Origin of the sequence: Gilliamella sp. wkB292 (assembly GCF_001690235.1) — a bacterium.
GTDB lineage: Bacteria > Pseudomonadota > Gammaproteobacteria > Enterobacterales > Orbaceae > Gilliamella > Gilliamella apicola_F.
Genome location: NZ_LZGO01000077.1, coordinates 24,727 through 48,122, shown reverse-complemented (window position 1 = coordinate 48,122; position 23,396 = coordinate 24,727). Strand labels below are relative to the sequence as shown.

General features: G+C 35.5%; 24 protein-coding genes. 9 read left to right on the top strand and 15 right to left on the bottom strand.

What is annotated here, in order from left to right:
* Positions 1-2: 2 nt before the first annotated feature.
* The gene (locus A9G09_RS10295) at positions 3-860 is read right to left on the bottom strand and encodes an RNA ligase family protein (protein ID WP_176700974.1); all 858 of its coding nucleotides are present in this window, start codon (positions 858-860) and stop codon (positions 3-5) included.
* A gap of 306 nt (positions 861-1,166) precedes the next feature.
* Here A9G09_RS10295 and A9G09_RS10290 point away from each other — a divergent pair, with 306 nt between their 5' ends.
* The gene (locus tag A9G09_RS10290; RefSeq protein WP_141671569.1) at positions 1,167-1,646 is read left to right on the top strand and encodes a GyrI-like domain-containing protein; all 480 of its coding nucleotides are present in this window, start codon (positions 1,167-1,169) and stop codon (positions 1,644-1,646) included.
* A gap of 32 nt (positions 1,647-1,678) precedes the next feature.
* On the opposite strand, the gene A9G09_RS10285 is transcribed toward A9G09_RS10290, so the two are convergent.
* The 7 genes from A9G09_RS10285 to A9G09_RS10255 form a co-directional block, all read right to left on the bottom strand.
* Positions 1,679-2,500 carry a transporter substrate-binding domain-containing protein gene (locus A9G09_RS10285; RefSeq protein ID WP_065634747.1) on the bottom strand — a complete coding sequence of 274 codons (822 nt, stop codon included), beginning with the start codon at positions 2,498-2,500 and terminating at the stop codon, positions 1,679-1,681.
* A 45-nt stretch (positions 2,501-2,545) separates the two neighbouring features.
* Positions 2,546-2,971: a GNAT family N-acetyltransferase gene (locus A9G09_RS10280; protein ID WP_065634746.1), complete on the bottom strand. Its 426-nt coding sequence runs from the start codon at positions 2,969-2,971 to the stop codon at positions 2,546-2,548.
* A gap of 18 nt (positions 2,972-2,989) precedes the next feature.
* A complete protein-coding gene (locus tag A9G09_RS10275) occupies positions 2,990-3,748 on the bottom strand; it encodes an amino acid ABC transporter ATP-binding protein (RefSeq protein WP_065634745.1) in 759 nt (252 codons plus the stop codon).
* On the bottom strand, positions 3,745-4,485 hold the full coding sequence (locus A9G09_RS10270) for an amino acid ABC transporter permease (protein ID WP_065634744.1): 741 nt from the start codon (positions 4,483-4,485) through the stop codon (positions 3,745-3,747). The genes A9G09_RS10275 and A9G09_RS10270 overlap by 4 nt, the downstream gene beginning before the upstream one ends.
* 21 nt (positions 4,486-4,506) lie before the next feature.
* Positions 4,507-5,478: a glutathione S-transferase family protein gene (locus A9G09_RS10265; protein ID WP_065634743.1), complete on the bottom strand. Its 972-nt coding sequence runs from the start codon at positions 5,476-5,478 to the stop codon at positions 4,507-4,509.
* A gap of 168 nt (positions 5,479-5,646) precedes the next feature.
* Positions 5,647-6,348, bottom strand: a complete 702-nt coding sequence (locus A9G09_RS10260; RefSeq protein ID WP_065634742.1) for a response regulator — start codon at positions 6,346-6,348, stop codon at positions 5,647-5,649.
* A 3-nt stretch (positions 6,349-6,351) separates the two neighbouring features.
* On the bottom strand, positions 6,352-7,950 hold the full coding sequence (locus tag A9G09_RS10255; RefSeq protein ID WP_065634802.1) for a sensor histidine kinase: 1,599 nt from the start codon (positions 7,948-7,950) through the stop codon (positions 6,352-6,354).
* Positions 7,951-8,190: 240 nt separating this feature from the next.
* Here A9G09_RS10255 and A9G09_RS10250 point away from each other — a divergent pair, with 240 nt between their 5' ends.
* The 7 genes from A9G09_RS10250 to citX all read left to right on the top strand — a co-directional run bounded on the left by A9G09_RS10250 (position 8,191) and on the right by citX (position 14,842).
* Positions 8,191-9,522, top strand: a complete 1,332-nt coding sequence (locus tag A9G09_RS10250; RefSeq protein WP_065634801.1) for a 2-hydroxycarboxylate transporter family protein — start codon at positions 8,191-8,193, stop codon at positions 9,520-9,522.
* Positions 9,523-9,617: 95 nt separating this feature from the next.
* Positions 9,618-10,463 (top strand): fumarylacetoacetate hydrolase family protein, encoded by an 846-nt coding sequence (locus A9G09_RS10245; protein WP_065634741.1) that lies wholly within the window; start codon positions 9,618-9,620, stop codon positions 10,461-10,463.
* A gap of 4 nt (positions 10,464-10,467) precedes the next feature.
* Positions 10,468-11,502, top strand: coding sequence for a [citrate (pro-3S)-lyase] ligase (gene citC / locus A9G09_RS10240; RefSeq protein WP_065634740.1), 1,035 nt, complete (start codon positions 10,468-10,470; stop codon positions 11,500-11,502).
* A 21-nt stretch (positions 11,503-11,523) separates the two neighbouring features.
* Positions 11,524-11,814: a citrate lyase acyl carrier protein gene (gene citD / locus A9G09_RS10235; RefSeq protein ID WP_065634739.1), complete on the top strand. Its 291-nt coding sequence runs from the start codon at positions 11,524-11,526 to the stop codon at positions 11,812-11,814.
* Positions 11,811-12,698 carry a citrate (pro-3S)-lyase subunit beta gene (gene citE / locus A9G09_RS10230; RefSeq protein ID WP_065634738.1) on the top strand — a complete coding sequence of 296 codons (888 nt, stop codon included), beginning with the start codon at positions 11,811-11,813 and terminating at the stop codon, positions 12,696-12,698. Before citD ends, citE begins: the two co-directional genes overlap by 4 nt.
* Before the next feature lie 12 nt (positions 12,699-12,710).
* Positions 12,711-14,240, top strand: a complete 1,530-nt coding sequence (gene citF, locus A9G09_RS10225) for a citrate lyase subunit alpha (protein ID WP_065634737.1) — start codon at positions 12,711-12,713, stop codon at positions 14,238-14,240.
* Between the two features lie 47 nt (positions 14,241-14,287).
* Positions 14,288-14,842, top strand: coding sequence for a citrate lyase holo-[acyl-carrier protein] synthase (citX, locus tag A9G09_RS10220; protein WP_065634736.1), 555 nt, complete (start codon positions 14,288-14,290; stop codon positions 14,840-14,842).
* 85 nt (positions 14,843-14,927) lie between these two features.
* Here the strand turns inward: citX and metB are convergent, their stop codons facing one another.
* Positions 14,928-16,094 (bottom strand): cystathionine gamma-synthase, encoded by a 1,167-nt coding sequence (metB, locus tag A9G09_RS10215; protein WP_065634735.1) that lies wholly within the window; start codon positions 16,092-16,094, stop codon positions 14,928-14,930.
* A 172-nt stretch (positions 16,095-16,266) separates the two neighbouring features.
* Here metB and metJ point away from each other — a divergent pair, with 172 nt between their 5' ends.
* Positions 16,267-16,584 carry a met regulon transcriptional regulator MetJ gene (gene metJ / locus A9G09_RS10210; RefSeq protein WP_065634734.1) on the top strand — a complete coding sequence of 106 codons (318 nt, stop codon included), beginning with the start codon at positions 16,267-16,269 and terminating at the stop codon, positions 16,582-16,584.
* 73 nt (positions 16,585-16,657) lie between these two features.
* Here metJ and rpmE read toward each other — a convergent pair whose 3' ends face one another.
* The 6 genes from rpmE to A9G09_RS10180 form a co-directional block, all read right to left on the bottom strand.
* Positions 16,658-16,873, bottom strand: a complete 216-nt coding sequence (gene rpmE / locus A9G09_RS10205) for a 50S ribosomal protein L31 (protein ID WP_065634733.1) — start codon at positions 16,871-16,873, stop codon at positions 16,658-16,660.
* Between the two features lie 137 nt (positions 16,874-17,010).
* Entirely contained in the window at positions 17,011-18,063 is a 1,053-nt protein-coding gene (degS, locus tag A9G09_RS10200) for an outer membrane-stress sensor serine endopeptidase DegS (RefSeq protein WP_065634732.1), read from the bottom strand.
* Between the two features lie 114 nt (positions 18,064-18,177).
* Positions 18,178-19,554 (bottom strand): Do family serine endopeptidase, encoded by a 1,377-nt coding sequence (locus A9G09_RS10195; protein WP_065634731.1) that lies wholly within the window; start codon positions 19,552-19,554, stop codon positions 18,178-18,180.
* A gap of 80 nt (positions 19,555-19,634) precedes the next feature.
* The gene (locus A9G09_RS10190; RefSeq protein WP_065634730.1) at positions 19,635-20,039 is read right to left on the bottom strand and encodes a YhcB family protein; all 405 of its coding nucleotides are present in this window, start codon (positions 20,037-20,039) and stop codon (positions 19,635-19,637) included.
* A 58-nt stretch (positions 20,040-20,097) separates the two neighbouring features.
* On the bottom strand, positions 20,098-20,559 hold the full coding sequence (locus tag A9G09_RS10185) for a DUF721 domain-containing protein (RefSeq protein ID WP_065634729.1): 462 nt from the start codon (positions 20,557-20,559) through the stop codon (positions 20,098-20,100).
* A 394-nt stretch (positions 20,560-20,953) separates the two neighbouring features.
* Positions 20,954-23,329: a TIM-barrel domain-containing protein gene (locus A9G09_RS10180; RefSeq protein WP_065634728.1), complete on the bottom strand. Its 2,376-nt coding sequence runs from the start codon at positions 23,327-23,329 to the stop codon at positions 20,954-20,956.
* Positions 23,330-23,396: the final 67 nt, after the last annotated feature.

The window sequence follows — 23,396 nt, the reverse complement described above, 5'->3', positions numbered from 1 at the left end:
ATTTATCTCCCTACATCAACTTGCTGATTCCAATTGACGGTTAACTGTGGTGCGTATAAATCGACATTATCGACCAGTTGATTGGCAATAAACGGTTGCTCTAAATGGTGTTGGCCAGCGTCTAAAATAGCTTGCACAAAATCTTGTCTCACCCATTTTAAACGATCGATTGTGTGATGTTCGCTTTCGATCTTTAAATACAGTCCTTCCATTAAATCCGAGCGGTCACACTGCTGCCACGCTTTAGTTAAATCTAGCTTTTCACGTGTTACTATTTTTTCAAAACAAGCCTGCCAATGCTGAGTTTTAGCTAAAGATTGTTTAACTAATGCTAATAAGTCAGCTAATTTAGTCGGTGCTTGCCCAGCAAATAGCACCGGTACTGATAATACCGGACCATTAGCTAATAGTTGGTGCCGCCTTTGGGTCGATAAAAAACATTGTTGTTGTCTATCCCAAACATCAAATTCACAAAAATAGTGAGGTAATGCATCATAAAATATAGTGTGTTTTTTATGTAACCATTCACCATACATAATATAACGATCTTCTAATCGCTCTAATAGCCAATGTTCATGTACACTAGCCCAGTGTTTTAATAGATTAAATTGACGCTCTCTTGACCCACCCATTAAGTAGTGGCCGCGCGATTGTAATAACAGTTCGCCACTTTGCGAAAAGCTTATAGCACAGTTAGCACCATCGAGTTTTTCTTCAACGACAATATAACAATTATGTAACTCGTTATAAGCGCGCTGTCCGTCAGTGCTATCACCAAATTGTAAGCGTGAACCCTGTAAATGAGGGGTTCTTGGATATTTAATTAATTCTAAATTTTGAATATAAGATTCCATTGTCATGATGTTTTCTCCAAAAATATAAGGAAAAACCGACAAGGCAAAAATCTATAAATTGAAGTGCAACGAGAATGCTTTGAGAGGTAAAAGCAAAAATACAATATGATAGAAAATACCGTGTCGGCATTAAGATAAAGTGTTAACTACAGGCATTTTGCCACCTCGCTATAATAAAAAGTTTAGGTTAAAAAAACGGCGCCATTATCTGGTTGTGCAGCTAGCTTGTCAAGTCAATTTATAAAATTTAACAATCAATGCTAGTAACAATAAAGAATTTCAGTATGATTATAAGTAGTAAACGAAGATGACGTGACTAAGGTTATTATGGATGTTGAAATTGTGCGATTTCCCACAACAAATTTAGTGGTTATCGAACATCATGGTTCGCCACTGTTAGAACATGAAACTGTCAATAAACTCATTAAATGGCGACAAGAGAACAACTTATTCGATAACGAAAAATACCGATGTTATGGTATCCATTACACCAATCCCGCTATCACACCGTTAGTACAGCATCACGTCGATTTTGCTATATCAATAGACAAGCCTATTGCTAAAAATCCCTATGGTATTGTCAGTAAAACCATTCCCGCGCTCCGTTGTGACAAAGCACGTGATATTGGTTCGCCAGACAATAACCAAGCTATCATCTATCTACTTGAGCAGTGGTTGCCACAAAGTAGAGCGAAAATAGGCTATTATCCACCGATTTTTCATTACATAAATGTAGGATTAACTTTTCCAGCATCAGAGATGATAACCGATGTTTACTTACCATTAGCATGACAAATAAACTCGGTTATTTAAGAGAACAAAGCTTATTTAGGTGAGTAATCAGCACCAAAATAGTGTTGGCTTATTGTCGTTAGTTTGCCATTATTGATAATTTTTTGTATACCTTGGTTAATATCTTGAGTTAATCGCTCACCACTTGCGCCTTTACTAATTAACAAATAACTAAATGGAGAACCAATACGATCACCATCTTCTTGACTTAATTCTATCGTTTTGAGATTGAGTTTATGCTCATTGATATATTGCGATAGCATCACGTTATCTATTAATTGAAAGTCGTATTGACCACTCTCAACATGTTGCAAGACAGGTAGTAAATCGGCTTCACTATAAACAATTTTAACAGGATTATTGGGATTTTGTTCATTGTAGGTTTCTAATGCAGTCGCATAATTAAGTCCTGGTGTTACTTCAGTTGATTTTCCTTGAAGATCAGAAAAGCGATTAATGTTATTGTTACTTTTAGCAACAGCAATAACATACTGATTTCTAAAAATTGGATCGGAATAGAAATATTTCTCTTTGCGCTTTTCATTCATAGCATAATTATTGGCACCAACTTGATAACGCTGAGAGTCAAGTCCAGCTAAAACAGATGAGAATTCTGTCACTTCAAAACTAATTTCATATTGAGGTAACTCGCTAAATATGGCTTTCACCACATCAATATCATAACCCACCAATTCCCCTTTTTCATCGACCGTCGTAAAAGGGCTTGGTGATCCTGAAGTCCCAATAATAATTTTTTGTTTTGTAGTGGATTGTGAATCTTTATTTTGGTTATCACAACCAGACAAAAACAACGCGGCTAATATGACAAACCCATACCATTTTTTATAATTCATACCGTAATTCTCCTTTCATTTTAAATGAGCATTATTGAGTTAAACTTAAATAAAACCCATATTTTTCATTTCAATTCGATGATCGGCTTGATATCGAGCCATACCTGTTTTCATTAAATCAAACCCTAAGTTTTTATAAAATTCTACTGTTTGTGGATGAGTATAAAGAATGATATTGCAATGCTGTACCTGCTCAACTAGTTTTTCAACAATTAAGCGACCATATTGTTGCCCGTGCAAGTGTTTAGCTAATGCAATGTTATAAATCGCCGCCTGACAAATACCATCGGATAATGTACGACCAACGCCTACAACGCGATCTTGTTCCAGTAGAAAAATTACACCATAACTGTTTTTAAACACTTGCTCTTGCGTTGTTGCATCGAATGAACTAAGTCCATAAAAAGCCAATAAATCGGCGACATCTTGCCAATTAATATTTTCACAATGTTGTTGAATCTTTATACTCATTGATACCTCTTAAACTGATTAGATTTCATAATCCATTTGCATTGCACTGTAATATCTCGCTAAAAAAGATTTGGTTCGTGATTGGGTCGGATTAGTAAATACCTGCTTAGGTGAACCATCCTCAATAATTTGTCCTTTATCTAAAAACAGCACTCGACTAGCCACTTCATGCACAAAGCTCATTTCGTGCGAGACAAGGATCATCGTAATCCCTGATTGTGCCGCTAATTTGATGGTCGATAATACTTCGCCGACTAACTCAGGATCGAGCGCTGAAGTGGGTTCATCAAGCAGTAACACTTTAGGGTCCATCGCTAATGCTCTGGCAATCGCTACTCGCTGTTGTTGTCCACCAGATAGCTGTTTTGGATAGTGGTACATTCGTCCCTCAAGCCCGACTTGAACAAGCTTTTCATGCGCAATTTTACGTGCTTTATCCTTTGGTAATTTTTTTACAATTATCAAACCCTCCATCACATTTTCTAAGGCATTTTTTTGATGAAAAAGATTAAATTGTTGAAATACCATAGCTGACTTTTGGCGAAACTGAACAATATCGCGTTGTTTAATGCGGCTAACATCCAAGCCAAAATTGTCAATTTGGATGTTACCTTGCTGGGGTTTTTCAAGTAAATTTAAACAGCGTAGTAAGGTGGATTTACCTGCACCCGATGCACCGATAATGGCAACGACTTCATGCGGTTTTATGGCAAAATTAAGATGATCTAAAATAAGATTATCCTGAAAAGATAACGTTAAGTTCTGTACCTTAATCATAATAATTTTCCTCGGCGATAACTGGGCGTATTCACACTGTCAGAAATCGTTAACCGGTTTTCCATATACTTAATGATTAATTCAATAATAATGGTTAAAGCCCAATAAATAAGCGCTAAAGAGATATAAACCTCAAAATAACGATAACTGTGTCCTGCTAAGGTTTTACCGCGACCTGTCATTTCAGTGACTGAACAGACAAAGGCTAACGAGGTTCCTTTAAGCAAGCCGATAAAAGCATTACCAAGATTTGGTAATGCCACAATAAATGCTTCAGGAATAACAATACGTCGTAACAATTGGCTATAACTCATCCCTAACGATTGTGCCGCCTCAATCTGACCTTTATTGACCGATTGTAACGCGGCTCGTATGGTCTCGGAATTATAAGCAGCTTCATTAAAAGAAAAGGCAACGAGTACAAATAGCATTGGAGGTACACTATTAATATTAAAATCAGTATGATAAAAATAGTTGATATAACGCAGAACAATTGGGATCCCATAAAAGCTTAAATAAAGCTGAACAAGTAAAGGCGTTCCTCGAATGAATGAAACAAAAACCGATGCTAGTTGTGAAAGAACAGGAATTTTATTCATTTTAACAATGGCAATCACTAACCCAAACATTACGCCAAGCAGCATTGAAAAAAAGGTAATAAATAACGTGACTGGCAAATAAGCCAGTAACGTAGGTATTTGAGTAAATATCAATCCGAAATCTAATATATTTGGCATGCGTATTATCCCAATAATCAATTATTGATGAGTACGAAATTGTTTATCTCTGTTATGAGGAGTATGCCAATGACTTACATCAGGTCCTAAGGGCAAAATATCATAAGGATTATGGGCATTATTACCTAAAAAGTACCCTTTTTTAATTGACTCAAAATCGGTTGTTTCACCAAAAGCGGGGATTTGATAAAGATCTCGGGCATAAGCCCATAAATTAGGAAAATCAATAATTCGATTACGATTTGTGTTAAAAGCAGCATAATAAGCCACATCAAAACGCGCTAATGTAACGTATAAGCGGATATCCGAATCGGTAATGTGATCGCCAAAAAGATATCGAGACTTACTTAGGCGTTTTTCTAGTTCATCTAACCGATTAAAAACAAGATGATAAGCGTGTTCGTAAGCTTTTTGTGAGCGAGCAAATCCAGCTTTATAAACACCATTATTTACTTCATGAAAAATCACATCATTCAATTCATCAATTTCAGTACGTAAATGTTCAGGATAGAGATCAGGCGCACCCGCTTTATGGAAAGGTTTGAATGCGGTTTCCCAATAGTTGGTTAATTTAAAATAGTCGTTGTTGACAACTTTGCCGGTTTTTACATCGACAACGGTCGGAACAGTGGCTCTTCCATTATATTCAGGATCGGTTTTAGCGTAAATTTCTGGTAAATAACGGATGCCTAACACTGGGTCAACACCATTAGGATCAAGTGAAAACTCCCAACCATGCTCAGTGCGAATTGGCGCAACTTTGCCAACACTGATCACATTTTCCAAACCTAATAATTTGATAACAATCATCTGCCGATGTGCCCAAGGACAAATCGCCGCCCAAATTAAACGATAACGACCAGCCTCAACCGGTAACATGCCCGGTTTATTTCCAAATGGGGTATCAAAACGATTTGTTTGACGAACAAAAGCACCGTCTTGGTTAATTTCATTATTTTCGGTAGTAACAACTTTTCCTATCGCAATGGCCATATGCTTACTCCTATTTTTTGATGCGTTAATTTCAAACAATCCAACCCTTGGATAAAATCAATCTAACATCAAAAAATTAATGGATAAAATAACAAATAAGCATATTTATATAATTATCAATTATATAGAAGATGGTGTCTGAGCAAATAATTAACCTAACAACAATAACTATTTACCTAGACGTTTGTACAATCTTTCAGGGCGGCCTATCTTTCCATGATTAAGTTCGACAGTTAATACTTTAGTTTGAACACAATACTCTAAATAGCGTCTAGCTGTAGTTTTACTGATTTTTGCTTTTTCAACAATTTCATCAACGGTTTGAGGGGTATCGGTATGCATAAAAAGATCTTTAACCTTTTGCAAGGTAATTTCCTCTATCCCTTTTGAATGACGATTAATATCAACAAAATCTTTGGTTTGTAGGTTGAACAGTTCATCAATTCTTCGCTGATTGACATGCTTTTGTAAGCTTTGACGATATAAGAACAGTTCGAAACGTGCTAAAGAGTGTTTTAAACGTTGGTAAGACACCGGTTTAATTAAATAATCGAATGCTCCATATCTAATGGCTTTACTACAGGTATCCATATCGCTAGCTGCGGTAATAAAAATAACATAACAATTTAAGTTGTTATTAATAATATATTCAAATAATTCAATACCTTTGCCATCAGGCAAATAGTTATCTAATAAAATTAAAGTGGGTTTTAACTTTTCTACCATCTTTTTTGCTTCCTCTAAATTGGAAGCAATACCTACGACTTTTACTTTTGTATCTCGCTGAATAAAATCAGCATTTAATTCTGCCAAAATAGGCTCATCTTCAACAATGAGAACTTTAATAGCATCTTCTTTATTTTCTTGCATACTTTAACCTCTATTTTTTGGTATAAAAACGGAAAAAATTGTTCCGTAAGGCTGATTATCTCCAAACGTAATATAACCATTTGCCTTTTTTATGTAGGTTGACACAAGGTGTAAACCAATACCATGTTCTTTACTATCTTGTGAAGTAACGCCCGGTTCAAAGATAGAGTCTCGAAGCTCTTCTTCTACCCCACAACCTTGATCGCTTACTTCAATGACAATTTCGTCTGTAGCATCACTTATATATAAATAAATGGATTTATCACCATTATCGTTTTTTAAACACGCATTAAATGCATTATCAAGTAGATTACCCAATATAGACATAAATTCAGTTTCAGATATTGAAGTAGGTAATGCATTTAATTGACACGCTGGGTCAAATATTAAGTTCAAACCAATTTCATGTGATTTTGAATATTTACCAATTAATAATCCACAAATAGCGGCTATTTTAAAATGCTGGGTAATGAAATCTAAATTATTTTGATTATCAGCTGAATGTAAAGCGATAAATGACTGTGCCTCATCATAACGCTTCATATAAATTAAACCAGATAATGTTGCCATCCAGTTTAGATGTTCATGCCTAATTGCCCTTAAATTATCAACATACTGGGTAACTTGGGTTAATTGCATACTCAATACATTAATATCATTGAAGTTGCGAAAAGTGATTACCCAACCTTGAATTTTATCATCAACAATAATTCTAATCCTATTAGCAATCACGCTCGTTTCGTTAAAATAACAAATATAATCATGGATATCTTGATTTTGATTATCGCTACCATAAATAAAATCATTAGATTGAATAAAATCACGTAGATTGCGATTAAGCAAATCATCATCATGATTATTAAAGTTTAACATACTTCTCGCCGATTGATTGATATTGATTATTTTGTAGTTAAGATCAATTGCGATAATGCCTTCAAAAATTGACTCCATAATCGATTTTTGACTTTTAACCAGTAATGCAATTTCGTTTGGTTCTAAATTGAACATCTGCTTTTTAATGGATTTAGAAAAGCAAAATGAAAAAATAAACAATGCCAAAAATAGGAGTGAACAAAAAATGATAATAGGGATAAATTGATTAACATGTAAGACATGAATGTCATCAATCATATAACCAACCGAAACAATACCAATAACTTTACCCTTATCAATAATTGGTGCTTTTCCGCGCAGGGCTAAACCGAGTGAGCCTTGGCTTATAGTAACACTACTATTACCACTTAACACTTCGTGATTATCGCCACCAACCATAGGGGAATTTAATGCACTATTTGCGGTATGATATAAACGATAGGCCTGAGCATCGCCTATTACAATATAGCTTGCGTCGCTTTGCTCATAAATATCCGAAATTAATTGTGCTATTTTATCGGTATCTCTTTCTTCAACATACTTGATTAAACTCGGTATAACAGCCAGTTCCTTGGCTTGTATTTGTGCTTTTTCGCCTAAACTTCGATACAGCGAAGTTTCTGTCAAATTCCATATATAGCTTTGTAGTAAAGCTAAAATAATTAATGAAAAAATTAAAAGAGAGAAAAATAATTTTGTTGTAAATGATAGATGAATACGTTTTCGCATTTTTATACTTAATTGTCTATTTAATATCGCTAATGGTGAGTTTAACACATGATTAAAAAACATAGAGCCTTTAAAACCATAAAAACCACTGTCAATTTATGATTTATATCACAAAAATAGTATTAATATTTTGTCACTATATGCGCCATTCAAACAAAGCAAAAATATTTTGGAGATAAAAAAAATATGGTGGATTTCAATTCAGTTGAAAAAAAGCAGAATGAAACGGTTAAAGATAACATACAAAGCGAATGTAACACGCAAAAGTTTTGGCCATACGGATGGTGGAAACTTATGGATAATTATAAAATTGGTGTGATTCCTTTACCGCTATTTATTATAGCTGGTATCTTAATTTTCGCTGAAGTTTTAGTAACAGGCAAACTACCAAGTGAAATCGTAGTGATGGTCGTTACTTGTGCCTTTTTTGGTTTTTTATGTGGCGAAATTGGTAAACGTTTGCCAATCGTTGGTAAAATGGGTGCAGCTGCAATTTGTGCAACCTTTATTCCGTCTGCTTTAGTCTATTATGGCATTCTACCTAAACCGGTTGTTGAAGCGACAACGAAGTTCTATAAAGATACTCACATTCTTTATTTATACATTTGTTGTATCATCGTTGGTAGTATCATGAACATGGATAAGAAAACCCTTATTCAAGGTTTCTTAAAAATCTTTGGCCCAATGGTTTGCGGTGAGATTGTCGGAATGCTTGTCGGTGTAGGTGTAGGTTATCTACTTGGTTTAACACCGTTTGAAACATTCTTCTTCTTAGTATTACCTATCATGGCGGGTGGCGTTGGTGAAGGTGCAATTCCACTTTCAATTGGCTATGCTGCAATTTTAGGTATGGAACAAGGTGAAGCACTTGGCCGAGTATTACCAATTGTTATGTTAGGTGGTTTAACAGGTATTATTTGTGGTGGTGTTCTTAACCGTATTGGTAAAGCGTATCCACATTTAACCGGTAATGGTCGTTTATTACCAGCGGATGAAAACGATATTGCTGGCAGTAAAACAACTAAAGCTGATTCAGTTATTGATGTAACAACTTTTGCTTCAGGTGTATTATTAGCCGCTATTCTTTACATGGTTGGTATGATTGGCCATAAAGTAACAGGTATCCCTGCACCAGTAGGTATGTTATTTGCTGCAGTTCTTGTAAAATTAGTATCAGGTGTTTCACCAAAAGTTTTAAGTGGTTCACAAGTGGTTTACAAGTTCTTCCAAACCTCTGTTACCTACCCAATCTTATTTGCTGTAGGTGTTGCAATCACACCTTGGGATAAAATTGTATCAGCCTTTACGTTAGTAAACTTGACAGTTATTGTGTGTACTGTTGTTAGTTTAGTTACCACTGGATTCTTTGTAGCTAAAAAATTAGGTATGTATCCGGTTGATGCAGCAGTAATCTCATGTTGTCAAAGTGGTCAAGGTGGAACAGGTGACGTTGCTATCTTAACTGCCGCTGAACGTATGGAATTAATGCCATTTGCTCAAATTGCTACCCGTATCGGTGGTGCGATCAATGTATCAGTATCATTACTCATTCTCGGCAATTTCTTAGTATAGTTTTAACATATTTAAGAGCAACCTTGGTTTATACTAAGGTTGTTCATTTTTATTTTGTATTTACAATCAACATAAACAGCTTTTAAGGAGTTTTCATGAAGCTTGTCAGTTATCTTGTCTCTGATCGAGCAAGTTTTGGTCTTCTCACTGAAAATGGCATTATTGATTTAAGAAAAAAATTAGACGATAAATACGTCGACTTAAAATCATTACTTGCAGACAAAGAAGGATTATCTATTGCCAAAACCTTTCTTGACGCACCATGTGACATTGATGAACAAGACATTACTTATTTACCAGTCATTCCTAATCCTAACAAAATTTTATGTGTAGGAATGAATTATGCAGAAAAACGAGCAGAATTTAATGAAACCAGTTCTGCGCCGACATTATTTGTTCGTTTTCCTGATTCACAAACTGGTCATAAAACCAATATTATTAAACCTGCTATTACAAATGAGTTAGATTACGAAGGTGAATTAGCCATTGTTATTGGTAAATTTGGTTTTAGAATTAAGCAAGAAGATGCTTTATCACACGTAGCAGGTTACAGTTGTTACATGGATGGCTCTATTCGTGATTGGCAATATACTTGGTTTACAGCAGGTAAAAATTGGCCAAGTACTGGCGCATTTGGTCCAAACTTAACAACCACTGATGAAATCCCAGATCCGACTGTATTATCACTGACCACATATCTAAATGGTCAACAAATGCAGCATGACTCAATTTCTAATTTGGTCCATACTGTACCTGAATTAATTGCATATATCAGTACCTTTACACATTTATCACCAGGCGATGTTATCCTAACAGGATCACCGGGTGGAGTGGGTAAAAAACGTCATCCACCTGTATTTATGCAAGATGGTGATAAAATAGAAGTAGAAATTACTAAAATCGGACGTCTAATTAACACTGTTGTTGCAGAAAAAAGGTAACATTATGTATGATTTAGCTGATTATGAAGTTATTGATATTTCGAAGTCGGAACAAGATTATCAAGCGATAAAACAGTTACTCGCGTTATCAGATCTTGACTTAGACTCTCAAGTGACCATTTTTACAGTAGCAAAAATTAACAGTAAAATTATTGCTTGTGCAGGTATGGACCGTGACATCATCAAATGTGTTGCTATTGATCCAGAATATCGAGGTAATCAGCTTAATTTAACCTTAATGGATCACACTATAAAATATGCCAACGAACAGGGCTATTTTCATCTATTTTTATATACAAAACCTGAAAATATTGATTTTTTTAAAGGATGCGGTTTCTATCCTATTGTTGAAATAACAAATCTTGTTGTACTGATGGAAAACACCCCTGTTGGTATTCAACAGTACTGTAAACAACTCAGTAGTCTACAAAAAGAAGGTAAAAAGATTGGTAGCATTGTGATGAATGCGAACCCTTTTACCAAAGGTCACCAATATCTTGTCGAATATGCGGCAAATCAATGTGACTGGTTGCATGTTTTTGTTGTCAATGAAAATGCCTCATTATTTTCATTTGAAACTCGAATAAAGTTAGTACAAGAAGGAACTAAGCAGTTCAAGAATGTGACAGTCCATGCAAGTTCACCTTATATTATTTCAAGAGCAACATTCCCTACTTATTTTTTAAAAGATAAAGCAAAGATAAATTACGCTTATATGGGAATCGACCTACTTATTTTTCGAAATTATATTGCCCCAGCGCTAAATATCAGCTACCGCTTCGTCGGAACTGAACCGAATGATGAGGTAACTAAAGCCTATAATGAAGCTATGCGCTATTGGCTTATGGACAATACGGCTAGCCATTCATCGCCAATTACTGTTGTTGAAATTGAGCGAAAAACCGAAGGCGATACGATTATATCGGCATCATTAGTTAGAAAATTATTAGCATCGGGGCAATATGAACAAATAAAACAGTTAGTTCCAACAACAACTTGGGACTATCTTTCAGCTAATTTGGATAAATTTAAAATTTAATACATTTTAAAAGGTAAAAAAATGAAAATACAAAAAGAAGCCATGGCTGGGACTCTCGAATCGAGTGATTTGTTAGTCAAAGTTATGCCAAATACAGGGATAGAAATTGTTATTAATAGCGATGTTAATAAACAATTCGGCGATCAAATTCGTGCTGTTGTCGATCAAACATTACGTGATCTGAATGTAACCGATGGCATGATAATTATCGATGATAAAGGTGCGCTAGATTGCGCGATTAAAGCAAGAATTCAATGTGCAGTATTACGCGGCGCTGAAGAAGAAAACTTAGATTGGAGTAAATTACTATGAAAAGATTACGTCGAAGTATGTTATTTCTTCCGGGCGCAAATGCAGCAATGTTATCAACTTCTTTCGTATATAAACCAGATTCAATCATGTTTGACCTTGAAGATGCGGTTTCAATTAAAGAAAAAGATTCGGCTCGCTTATTAGTTGCACAAACATTATTACTACCTGTTTATAAAGAACATGGTATCGAAACGGTTGTAAGAATTAATGCGTTAGATACGCCATTTGGTTTAAAAGATCTTGAAGCTGTGGTACGTGCCGGTGTTGAAGTGGTTCGTTTACCAATGACAAACTCAGCAGACGATATTCATGAACTTGAAGCACACGTTGAACGAATTGAAAAAGAGTGTGGTCGTGAAGTTGGTAGTACTAAGTTAATGGCAGCAATCGAATCTGCACAAGGTGTGGTTAATGCTGTTTCTATTGCTAAATCTTCTCCTCGTTTAATCGGTATTGCGCTAGCTGCATTTGACTATTTGGTTGACATGCAAACTGAGCGTGGTGATGGTACCGAACTGTTTTATGCTCGCTGTGCAGTTTTACATGCAGCACGTGTGGCAAAAATTGATGCCTTTGATGTGGTTTATTCCAATGTTAATGACGATGAAGGTTTCTTAAAAGAAGTTAGCCTAATTAAAAAACTAGGTTATAACGGTAAATCACTGATTAATCCAAGACAAATCGAATTACTACATAATGCATATGCGCCAACAGCTGCTGATGTTGAAAATGCTAAAAAAGTGGTTGAAGCAGCAGAAGAAGGAGAAAGAAAAGGCCTAGGCGTTATTTCTCTAAATGGCAAAATGATTGATGCACCGATTATTGAACGCGCTAGAAAAGTTATTGAGTTAGCAAAATATTCCGGTGTACGTAAAGAACTTTGATAGGATGACAAAATGACTACTTCTATAAACAAAAAAATTGATGATTTGCTTAAACAGCATCCCGATCTCAAGAATATTACGCCATTTATTGACGCAAATACGACCACTCCCTATTTAAAAGATGAGTCTAAATACACACGAAAATTATGTGATTCTATTGAACAAGCAATACACAAATGTGAATTACGTGACGGCATGACCATCTCTTTCCATCACGCATTTCGTGAAGGTGATAAGGTTATTAACAAAGTTGTCGAGACGATTAGTAAGTTAGGTATCAAAAACTTAACATTAGCTTCAAGCTCATTGTTAAGCTGTAACTCAGCACTAATTCCACATATTGAGTCAGGCGTGATCACCAAAATTTATACGTCTGGTTTACGAGGTAAATTGGCTGATGCAATTTCACATGGTTTAATGGAAAATCCTGTCCATATCCATTCACATGGTGGACGAGTAAAACTTATCCAAAGTGGTGAAATTAATATTGATATCGCATTTTTAGCTGTTTCAACTGCTGATGAGCAAGGTAATGCTAATGGTGTATCAGGTAAATCACAATGTGGTGCGCTAGGTTATGCCATGGTTGATGCCCAATTTGCTAAAAAAGTGGTATTACTTACTGAAGATATCGTTGGTTATCCTAACCATCCTGCATCTATTCGCCAAGATCAAGTTGACTATATTGTGAAAGTTGATGAGGTTGGTGACCCAACTAAAATTAGCGTAGGGGCTGCGCGTATTACCAGCAATCCACGTGAGCTTATGATTGCACGTTACGCAGCTGATGTAATTGAGTATTCAGGTTATTTTAAAGATGGATTTTCTATCCAAACCGGTTCTGGTGCTTCTTCAACCGCGGCAACGCGATTTTTAGAAAATCGTATGCGCGCTAAAAATATCACTGCATCATTTGCATTAGGTGGTATCACAGCAAGTATTGTTGATTTGCATGAAAAAGGATTAGTAAAACGTTTATTAGATACACAAAGCTTTGATGGCGCAGCCGGTCAATCTTTAGGTAGAAATAAAGATCATATTGAAGTATCAACAAATGTCTATGCTAACCCTGCATCTAAAGGTGCAAGTGTTGATGAATTAGATATTGTTATCCTAAGTGCACTAGAAATTGACCTTGATTATAACGTTAATGTGTTAACCGGTTCTGATGGCGTTATGCGTGGCGCGTCAGGTGGTCACTGTGATACAGCAGCCGGTGCAAACTTAACCATTATTGTTGCACCATTGATCCGTAGCCGTATTCCTACAGTCATTAAAAAAGTCACCACGATTGTAACGCCAGGTGAAAGTGTTGATGTACTTGTGACCGATCATGGTATTGCGGTTAATCCTGCTCGTCCTGAAATAGCAGAACGTTTAAAAGCAGCAAATTTACCAGTGATGAGCATTGAAGAGCTATATCAACGTGCTGTTTCATTAACGGGTGAACCAAAACCAATTGAATTTGAAGATAAAATTGTGGGTATTGTTCACTTCCGTGATGGTTCAGTCATTGATGTTGTTCGTCAAGTTAAAGATTAATTTATCACTTGATAGCATGGCATTTAACTGTGCCATGCTTTTTTATTATGAATAATATATTATTGAAATTCGATGACGGCACACCAGTTTGCCTTGAACAGATGTTGTTGGCTAAAGAACAGCGAGTCGAGCATCAACGTAACGCAATTAAGTGTTACCCTTTTCCACTTATTTCGCTTAGTTTAGTCATTCCAGGCCCAATAAAAAATAGTACTGGTGCTAACGTATTGTTTAAAGAGGCGATAACTGCTATTCACCACTTATTAGCAAAAAATACGCTTCAAATTATGCATGAAGAGCAATTCTGTGAGTTAACAGGCTATGAAGCAATAATTTCAGTCAAATGCCCAAGTGATCAATTAAAACAGCTTTGTATCGAAATTGAAAACAATCATCCATTAGGTCGATTATGGGATATCGATGTTATTGATGCGAAAACTGAGCAAAGTGTTTCACGTACGCAATTAGGATATCAATCCAGACAATGTTTGGTATGTCAAGATATGGCTAAGGTATGTGGTCGAAGCAGAAAACATACTGTTGATGACATGCTTGCTGCTATCGAAAAAATGACGAATGACTATTTTAATTTAGCGACTTAAGTCACCAAACTTAGCGCTATTAATCGCAATGGGAATAATGAAAATAATAATTTGTCATCATCCCCATATCATCTAAAAAAATAGTTTAAATAACCGATAATGCTTGCTGTAAATCAGCTAATAAATCATCTACTTCTTCTAACCCTACTGAAATACGCAATAACTGGTCTGAAATACCAGCAGTTTTACGCGCTTCTGCACTTATTCCAGAATGCGTCATCGTTGCAGGATGGCAAATTAAACTTTCTACACCGCCTAATGATTGCGCTAAAGTAAAAATATTAAGAGCTTTTAAGAATTTTGGCATAACATCTGCTTGACCTGCAAGTTCAAAACTTAGCAATGAACCGAAGCCTTTTTGTTGTTTTTTAGCTATTTCATGTCCAAGATTTGAAGGTAATGATGGATGATAAACTTTTGCTACTTTAGGATGATTAACTAAGAATTCCACTACTTTTTGCGCATTATCTTGTTGTAATTTCACTCGAGCAGCTAAAGTACGTAAACCACGCAATAACAAGTAACTATCAAATGATGAAGTCAAAGTACCAATATTGTTTGCCCACCATAACACATCTGTTGCAAGTTGTTGATCCTTAAACACCAAAATTCCTGCCAATAAATCAGAATGGCCATTTAAAAATTTAGTACACGAATGGGTGACAATGTCGGCACCAAGTTCTAAAGGTTTTTGTAAGATAGGCGTCATAAAAGTATTATCAACCAAAACAATAGCGCCGGCTTCATGCGCTTGACGAGTAATGTCTTGAATATCCACCACGCGTAATAATGGGTTACTCGGAGATTCGATTAAAACTAATTTAGGCCCTAAACTCAATGCTTGTTTTAATGCAATAGGATCAGATTGATCGACAAATTTAGCTTTAAAATAACCTCGCTCACTTAAACTATTAAAAAGGCGATAACTCCCACCATAACAATCATGAGGTGCCACAACTAAATCATTGGGCGTTAATAATGCAACACTAACCAAATGAATAGCTGACATACCACAATTAGTCAAAATTGCATCAGCCCCACCTTCTAACTTAGCAACAGTTTGTTCTACTAATCGCCGACTTGGATTAGATTTGCGCGCGTAATCAAATTGTCTTGGTGTAGCGAACTCTTGATAGCGGTAACAAGTTGAAGGGGTAATCACAGGGACAACACTTCCATATTGATCATCAGTATTTAATCCACCACGAACAGCAATTGTTCCTTGGCTTAAATTTTTTGATTGGCTAGCCATAATATCATCCTAAAACGTTTATTTATTATTAGATACCTTTTGTATAAGAATAGCACAATAAATAAAGCCGTCAACATGTCTAGACGTCTAACTGTCTCGATGTGTAGATTGCAGTTATTAAAAAAAAACGATAAAATTATCCACATTAATTGTAATGTAATACTGGTGAACAATGATGGAATGGAATGGCGAATATATAAGCCCTTATGCAGAGCATGGTAAGAAAAGTGAGCAAGTAAAAAAAATTACAGTGTCAATTCCGTTAAAAGTCCTAAAAATATTAACTGATGAACGTACTCGCCGACAGGTAAATAATTTACGCCATGCCACAAATAGCGAATTATTATGTGAAGCCTTTTTGCATGCCTACACTGGTCAACCTCTACCTTGTGATGAGGATTTACAAAAAGATCGTGAAGATGTTATTCCAATGCAAGCTCAAAAAATTATGCGCAATTTAGGCATTGATCCTAACTTAATCGATGAATAAAATGAAATTTCAAAGCATAGTAAAAACAAAAAGGCGCATTAAGCGCCTTTTTTGATAATGATTCATTACAATCTTATTTTTTGCCGCCAACCATAGCAAAACGTTGTTTGAATTTATCTACACGTCCACCAGTTGCAACATCACGTTGTTTACCAGTGTAGAATGGGTGGCACTCACCACATACGTCAAGATGGATATCGTGACCAATAGTTGAATGTGTTTTAATCACATTACCGCATGAACAAGTTGCTGTAATGGCTGTATATTGAGGATGGATACCTTCTTTCATAATAAACCTCTAAAGTTTGTTCGTATCGCTATATAGATGGCTAAAAGCAAAATCTAAACACCATACGAGTGTTAAAAAAACATGATAAGGGCGCAAATTATACGCCCAATAGTGGCTATAATCAAGTAACAAAATAGTTAAACTGGTAATTGACCTATTGTCACTTGAAGTTCAATTCTTTCTCCATTGCGTAATACAATAATGGGGATTGTTGTACCCGGTTTCAACTCTGCAATTCTATCCATCGTTTCAACAATGGATTTGACCGGTTTATTATCGACCATAATCAAAATATCATTAGCTTGAACACCCGCTTGTAATGACGGCCCTTCCGCATTAGTCACCAAAATGCCTAATACAACCGGTGGATCACTCGGATTTTGAGTCGGGGCAAACTCTAACCCATCAATACCGATATAGCCCCTAATCACTTTACCGTCTTGAATTAATTTATTCATAATTTTAACCGCTAAGGCGGTAGGAATAGCAAAACCGATACCTTCAGGCACTTCATTACCTAGATTTTTAGCAAATGTTAAGGTATTAATACCGACTAATTCACCTTTACTATTAACTAATGCTCCCCCTGAATTACCATGGTTAATTGATGCATCTGTTTGAATAAAGTTTTGTCTTCGATAAGGACTTAATCCATCACGACCTGTCGCACTAATAATACCTTGGGTGATCGTTTGCCCAATATTATAAGGATTACCAATGGCGAGAACCACATCACCTATTTTAGGTTCGCGATTAGGATTAATAGGTATAGTTGGAATATTACTTGCTTCAATCTTTAATACCGCAATATCAACAAGTTTATCAGTACCAACCGATAAAGCTTCAAATATTCGACCATCTTGTAAAGCGACAATAATTTGTTCTGCACCATCAACCACATGATAATTGGTAATAATATAACCATGGTCGCTCATAATTACACCCGAACCCAATGGCGTAATTGCACTATCTTGAGGTTGTTTGGGCAAAGAATTAATAGAGCGACTATAAATATTAACTACCGCTGGCGCAGCAACTTTTACCGCATCTGAATAACTCATCGGATCATTATTAAAAATCGATCTTGGAAAATTTGACTGAGTGCCATTACGCAAGGATGGAAAAATAATTAATAATACAATCGCTAAAACCGCACCAATCAACATTGGCCATAAAAATTTTTTGAGCATTATTAGAGGTATCTAGATAAGAATGAATAGTGATGATTTTATCATATCTAATGACAGGTTAGAATTTAAGTTTTCGCCGATAATATTATCGGCGAAATGTAGCTAAAGCGTTAATTAGCGTAAAATAAGATAAAGCTGGCTATCACCACGCACAATATTTAAAGCAATAGCAGATGGTTTACTATCAATAATTTTACGTAAATCAGCAATATTATTGATTCTTTCTTTATTTACACCAGTAATAAGGTCGCCCTCTTGTAAACTTAATCGTGATGCTGGTGAATTTTTAGCAATACTTTCGATTAATACCCCTTTTTTACCTTTAACATCACCATTGCTTAATGTTGCACCTTCAAGAGCAGGATGTAATGATTTAGCTTCAGTTGAAGATTCATCACTATTTTTTAGTTTAACATCTACTGTCATCTCTTTACCATCACGAATCAAACCTAATTTTACGGTTCGACCTGCGCCAGTAGTGGCAATTTTAGCGCGTAATTCCGCAAAACTATCAACTGGTTTGCCATCCATTGATATAATGACATCACCAGATTTTATACCTGCATCTTTAGCGGCTGAATCATCAATCACTTCACTTACAAAAGCTCCCTTTTGCACATCAAGGTCGAAAGCTTTGGCTATATCTGAAGTTAACTCATTACCTTTAATGCCAAGTACGCCACGTTTAACTTCACCGTATTCGATAAGTTGAGACGTCAAGTTTTTTACCATATTACTTGGAATCGCAAATCCTATACCAACATTGCCACCACTAGGTGCAATAATTGCTGTATTAATGCCAACTAATTCGCCGTTTAAATTCACTAATGCACCGCCTGAATTACCACGATTAATTGAAGCATCGGTTTGAATGAAGTTTTCAAAACCATTCATATTTAGCCCACTACGCGCTAAGGCTGAAATAATCCCGGAAGTAACAGTTTGACCAATTCCAAATGGATTACCAATGGCGACCACAAAATCACCTACGCGCATTTTATCTGAATCAGCTAATTTAATGGCAATTAATTTTTTAGCATCTTCAACCTTCAATAAGGCAATATCACTTTGTGGATCTTTACCAATTAATTTTGCTTTATATTCATGACCATCATTTAATACCACAGTAATAGTATCGGCATTATCAATCACATGATTATTGGTGACAATATAGCCTTTATCAGCATCAATAATCACGCCCGATCCTTGACCGGTAAAAGATCTTGATTGGCTATCTGGATAACCAAAAAATCGTCTAAATTCTTCCGGAATATTAGTTTGCATTTGTGCTGTTCCTTCTACCTTAATACTAACGACAGAAGGTAATACCGTTTCAAGCATAGGCGCTAAACTAGGTTGTGATGCGTTATCTCCCGTTGAAATGGCAGGGAGAGTAGCATAGGCATTGGGTAACCCTGATAAGACCATACCTAACGTTAATGCAATTGCACTGAATAATTTTTTTGGTTTTCGTAAAGAATTATTAATCATAAAACACTCTCGTTTTTAACAATTGATTTTTTTACATTAATGTTTCGCCAGATAACACTGGCGAAAAGAGTTAGAACTAGTTAAGATTTATTTTCGTCTGTTTTAAATAAACCAGAAGGGTTATCAGAATAGTCTTTAGGTTGTTTTTCAAGTGTGATTTCTGTTTTAATATCCGGATCTTTATTCATATCTAAAGCGATAGCAGTGATATCATCATCAGACGAGAATTTACCTGAATTTTCAGCCATATGTTGATAAAGGCGACGAAACTCTTTAGCCATATTATCTAATATTTCTGCACTGTGTGAAAAGTGTTTAACAATAGTCTGTTTTTGTGTTTTAAGCTCTTCTTGTGTGCGTTCAAGTTCACGTTTTACTTTTGCAAACTCACGGCCTTTTCTACTAAACATATTAGTTAAAATAAACCCGATAATAAAACCAATTACTACACCAATCGCCAGATAAATCATCATCTGTTTATCCATATTTCACTCCTTGTATTTATTTTGTTCTAGTATATACATTATCGTTCAATTGTTTTACTTATTTTGCATGGTTAGCAAGTTTAATCAATTGTTTTTTTAATTTATCGGGCGCACTTTCCGCCAAACTATACAAGTATGTTGCACTCTGAGTAGTTAATATGCGGCTTGCACTGGCACTTTTCAATGCATTGTCACTCATTATTGATGAACCAACTAACAGGTCGGGATTAATTTTAAATTGGATAGAAGATAAAGACGGTAAAACTTTTTTACGTATACCCGATAGTAAATGATTTTGCTCATATTTTAATCGAGTTAACCAATTAGCTGAACTCACCTCTAAAATTAGCACACCTTGGCGATAATTCGCAATTCTATAATGCTGTTGTAATGGAGAAGGCAATAACTCATTAATCACATCCGCTAATTTAGCCAATGCAAATGTTCTTTCTTTTATCTCAGATAACCAAGATTGTTGTGACAAAATCGACGGTAATATTTGTGGCTGGTTATAACGCATCTATTATGTTTATCCTTACATTCTTAATGTCACATTAACTTTGTATATAAAATACAACAGTAAATAATTTACCTTATTTCATAATAAATGTCCTGCTATAAAAATGGATTTACAGTTTTTTAAATCTTCATTAAGACATAATAGAAAATAAATTTCAAAATAAGGTGACTTTTATCAAGATTAAAATTTGTGTTCTGAATTTTTCTTATTCCAGAATCATAATACTCTTGCATCAGTTACATTAAGTCGTTGATACAACGAAGTAAAATCAAATGTTATTAATCCTAATAAAAGCACCAATAAATTGAAAATTTATCTTTTAATTCATATTTAAATACTAATTATTTATACACTTTAAAACGTTTTGTTATAAAGCGTAGTGTAAGTAAGTACATTAGCTTATTGCACTTAAATTAACCTTATTTACTGGCTCACCGTTAATATAAAGTGTACGCAATTCTCCTTTTGGTAAGGTAATGACCAGCTCTTGCCAAGCTGGAATATAACTTCCATTTGCTTCCAAACGAAGATCAATTCGATCATTAGTCGAAACTAACTGCCAATTGATCCATAACCCCACACCATTTTGATAAGCATAGCTTTCACCATCATCTTCAAAAAAACAACCTTGAGAGGTATGAATACCTTTAGCTGGGAAAACTTTAAACTCTCGATAATCATCGAGTTTATGATTCACATAAGCTAGGCGTTTTGAAACAGGAATAATCGAACCCGCTTTAACTAACAATGGAAATGATTCTAATGGCGCGGGTAAAGTGATTGACTGTTTACCACTAAACCACTGATGAGAATGATAACAATACCAACCAACCTGATTGTCAGGTAAATAAACGACTCGTTGACGTTGACCCGGTTCAACAATACTTGCCACTAATAAATCCTGACCAATCATAAAATCATCAGTTTCAACAAACGTCTGTAAATCATGTTCATGATCTAAAAATGTTGGTCTTAACATTGGTTCATCGTGTTGATGGGCTTCCCAGAGTAAATTATAAAAATAAGGTAATAATTGATATCGCAGGCAGATTGTATCGCGAATAATCGGCGTAACTTCTTGATACATCCATGGTTCATTGACGGTATGATCATCATTCCAAGAATGAATGGTAAAACGCGGATGCATAATGCCATTTTGTACCCAACGTACAAATAATTCTGCATCTGGTTTATCACCCGAAAAACCACCAACATCATGCCCGACATTATATAGACCGGACAAACTCATGCCTAAACCCATGCGTATATTGTATTTCAGCGTCTGCCAATTGGTACGATTATCCCCCGACCATGTTTGCACATAGCGTTGAATACCGGCACAACCTGAACGAGAAATTAAATAAGGACGAATAGTTGGATTATAGTTTTGTTGTGCTTCCATTGAAGCTCTAGACATAAGTAAAGGCATAACTGGACGAATATGTTTTATCGCAATCTGCTGACCAAAGCCATGACAACGAGCTTCACCATCCCACACTTCGAACTCATTATTATCATTCCATGTCGCGTCGATTCCCATCTCTAAAAGCTGCTCAGTAACGTTTTGTTTCCACCAATTATAGGCTTGTGGATTGGTGAAATCTAAGTGAGAGCCTTCATCATCCCAAAACATTGAGCGTTCAGGTGCATCACTTTCCGAATCTTTAATAAATAATCCTTTATCAGCCACTTCTTTATATTTAGGATGATCTTGTAACAAACAAGGCTTAATATTGGCTGCAATTTTCAAACCCGCAGCATGGTAAGATTGTGTAAACGCTTTTGGATCGGGGAATTTATCATAGTTCCAATTGAACACATAGCGTTTACCATTAATTGATGTATATCCCGAAGAGAGTTGAAATGAATCACAAGCGATACCATGCTCTTTACACAAATCAATAAAATTTTGCATTTGTTCTTGAGCGTTAGGGGCATCAGTATAGAACATTGTTGAACCACTATACCCTAGACTCCATTTAGGACCAAAAAAAGTTTTACCCGTCAGTTTAATGAAAGATTTCGTCACATCGATAATTTTAGGACCTAAAAAGATATAAAAATCGATGTCACCCGCTTCAGCCTGATAACGACGATATGGCAAGTGATAATTATCGTGTTCTGTTCCTAAATCGATCCAACAACTACTTAAATTATCATAAAACAGTCCAAAACTGACTTGATTACGGTGCGTAATGGTAAATGGAATATGCTTATAAAGTGGATCGGTATCTTTAGCATTATACCCCATTGCATCAAGATTACGCATTTCAAAGCGACGACCTGCACGATTAAGATCCCCAGCTTTATCACCCAAACCATAGTATTGTTCATCTTGATACCTTCGTTGGTAATGTGCAATACCATCACCATGCGGGTTTATTAGATATGCACTGGTACTTCTATCTTCAACCAGAAGCTCCCATTGTTGATTTTTGTTCTTATACTCCCACATTAACGACAGTGGTTGCTTAATTGTCACGCGTAAATGTTGTGTGCTAACTGTTATTTGATTATCTGAATGTGATAATTGATATGTTGGTAGTGAAAAACCTTCGGTACTTAATCTATCGCGTCCCTCTAATGGCACATCACCATTCGGCGCAATACTCCAAGTTCTGTCTAATGATAAACTATCCGGTCGCTTAATTAAGACTCGGAACATTCTTTCTTCTAACACGTATAAGCAAAAGTTGTATTTCTCATCCACTAAAAGTTCAATACAATTATTTTGCTCTTTTTTAAATATCCATTTTTTTAACGTTTTCATTAGACAACCTCTTAATTGGTATCAATTTATTTAAAACATTTAACAACACAGTTAGTCAAACACATAA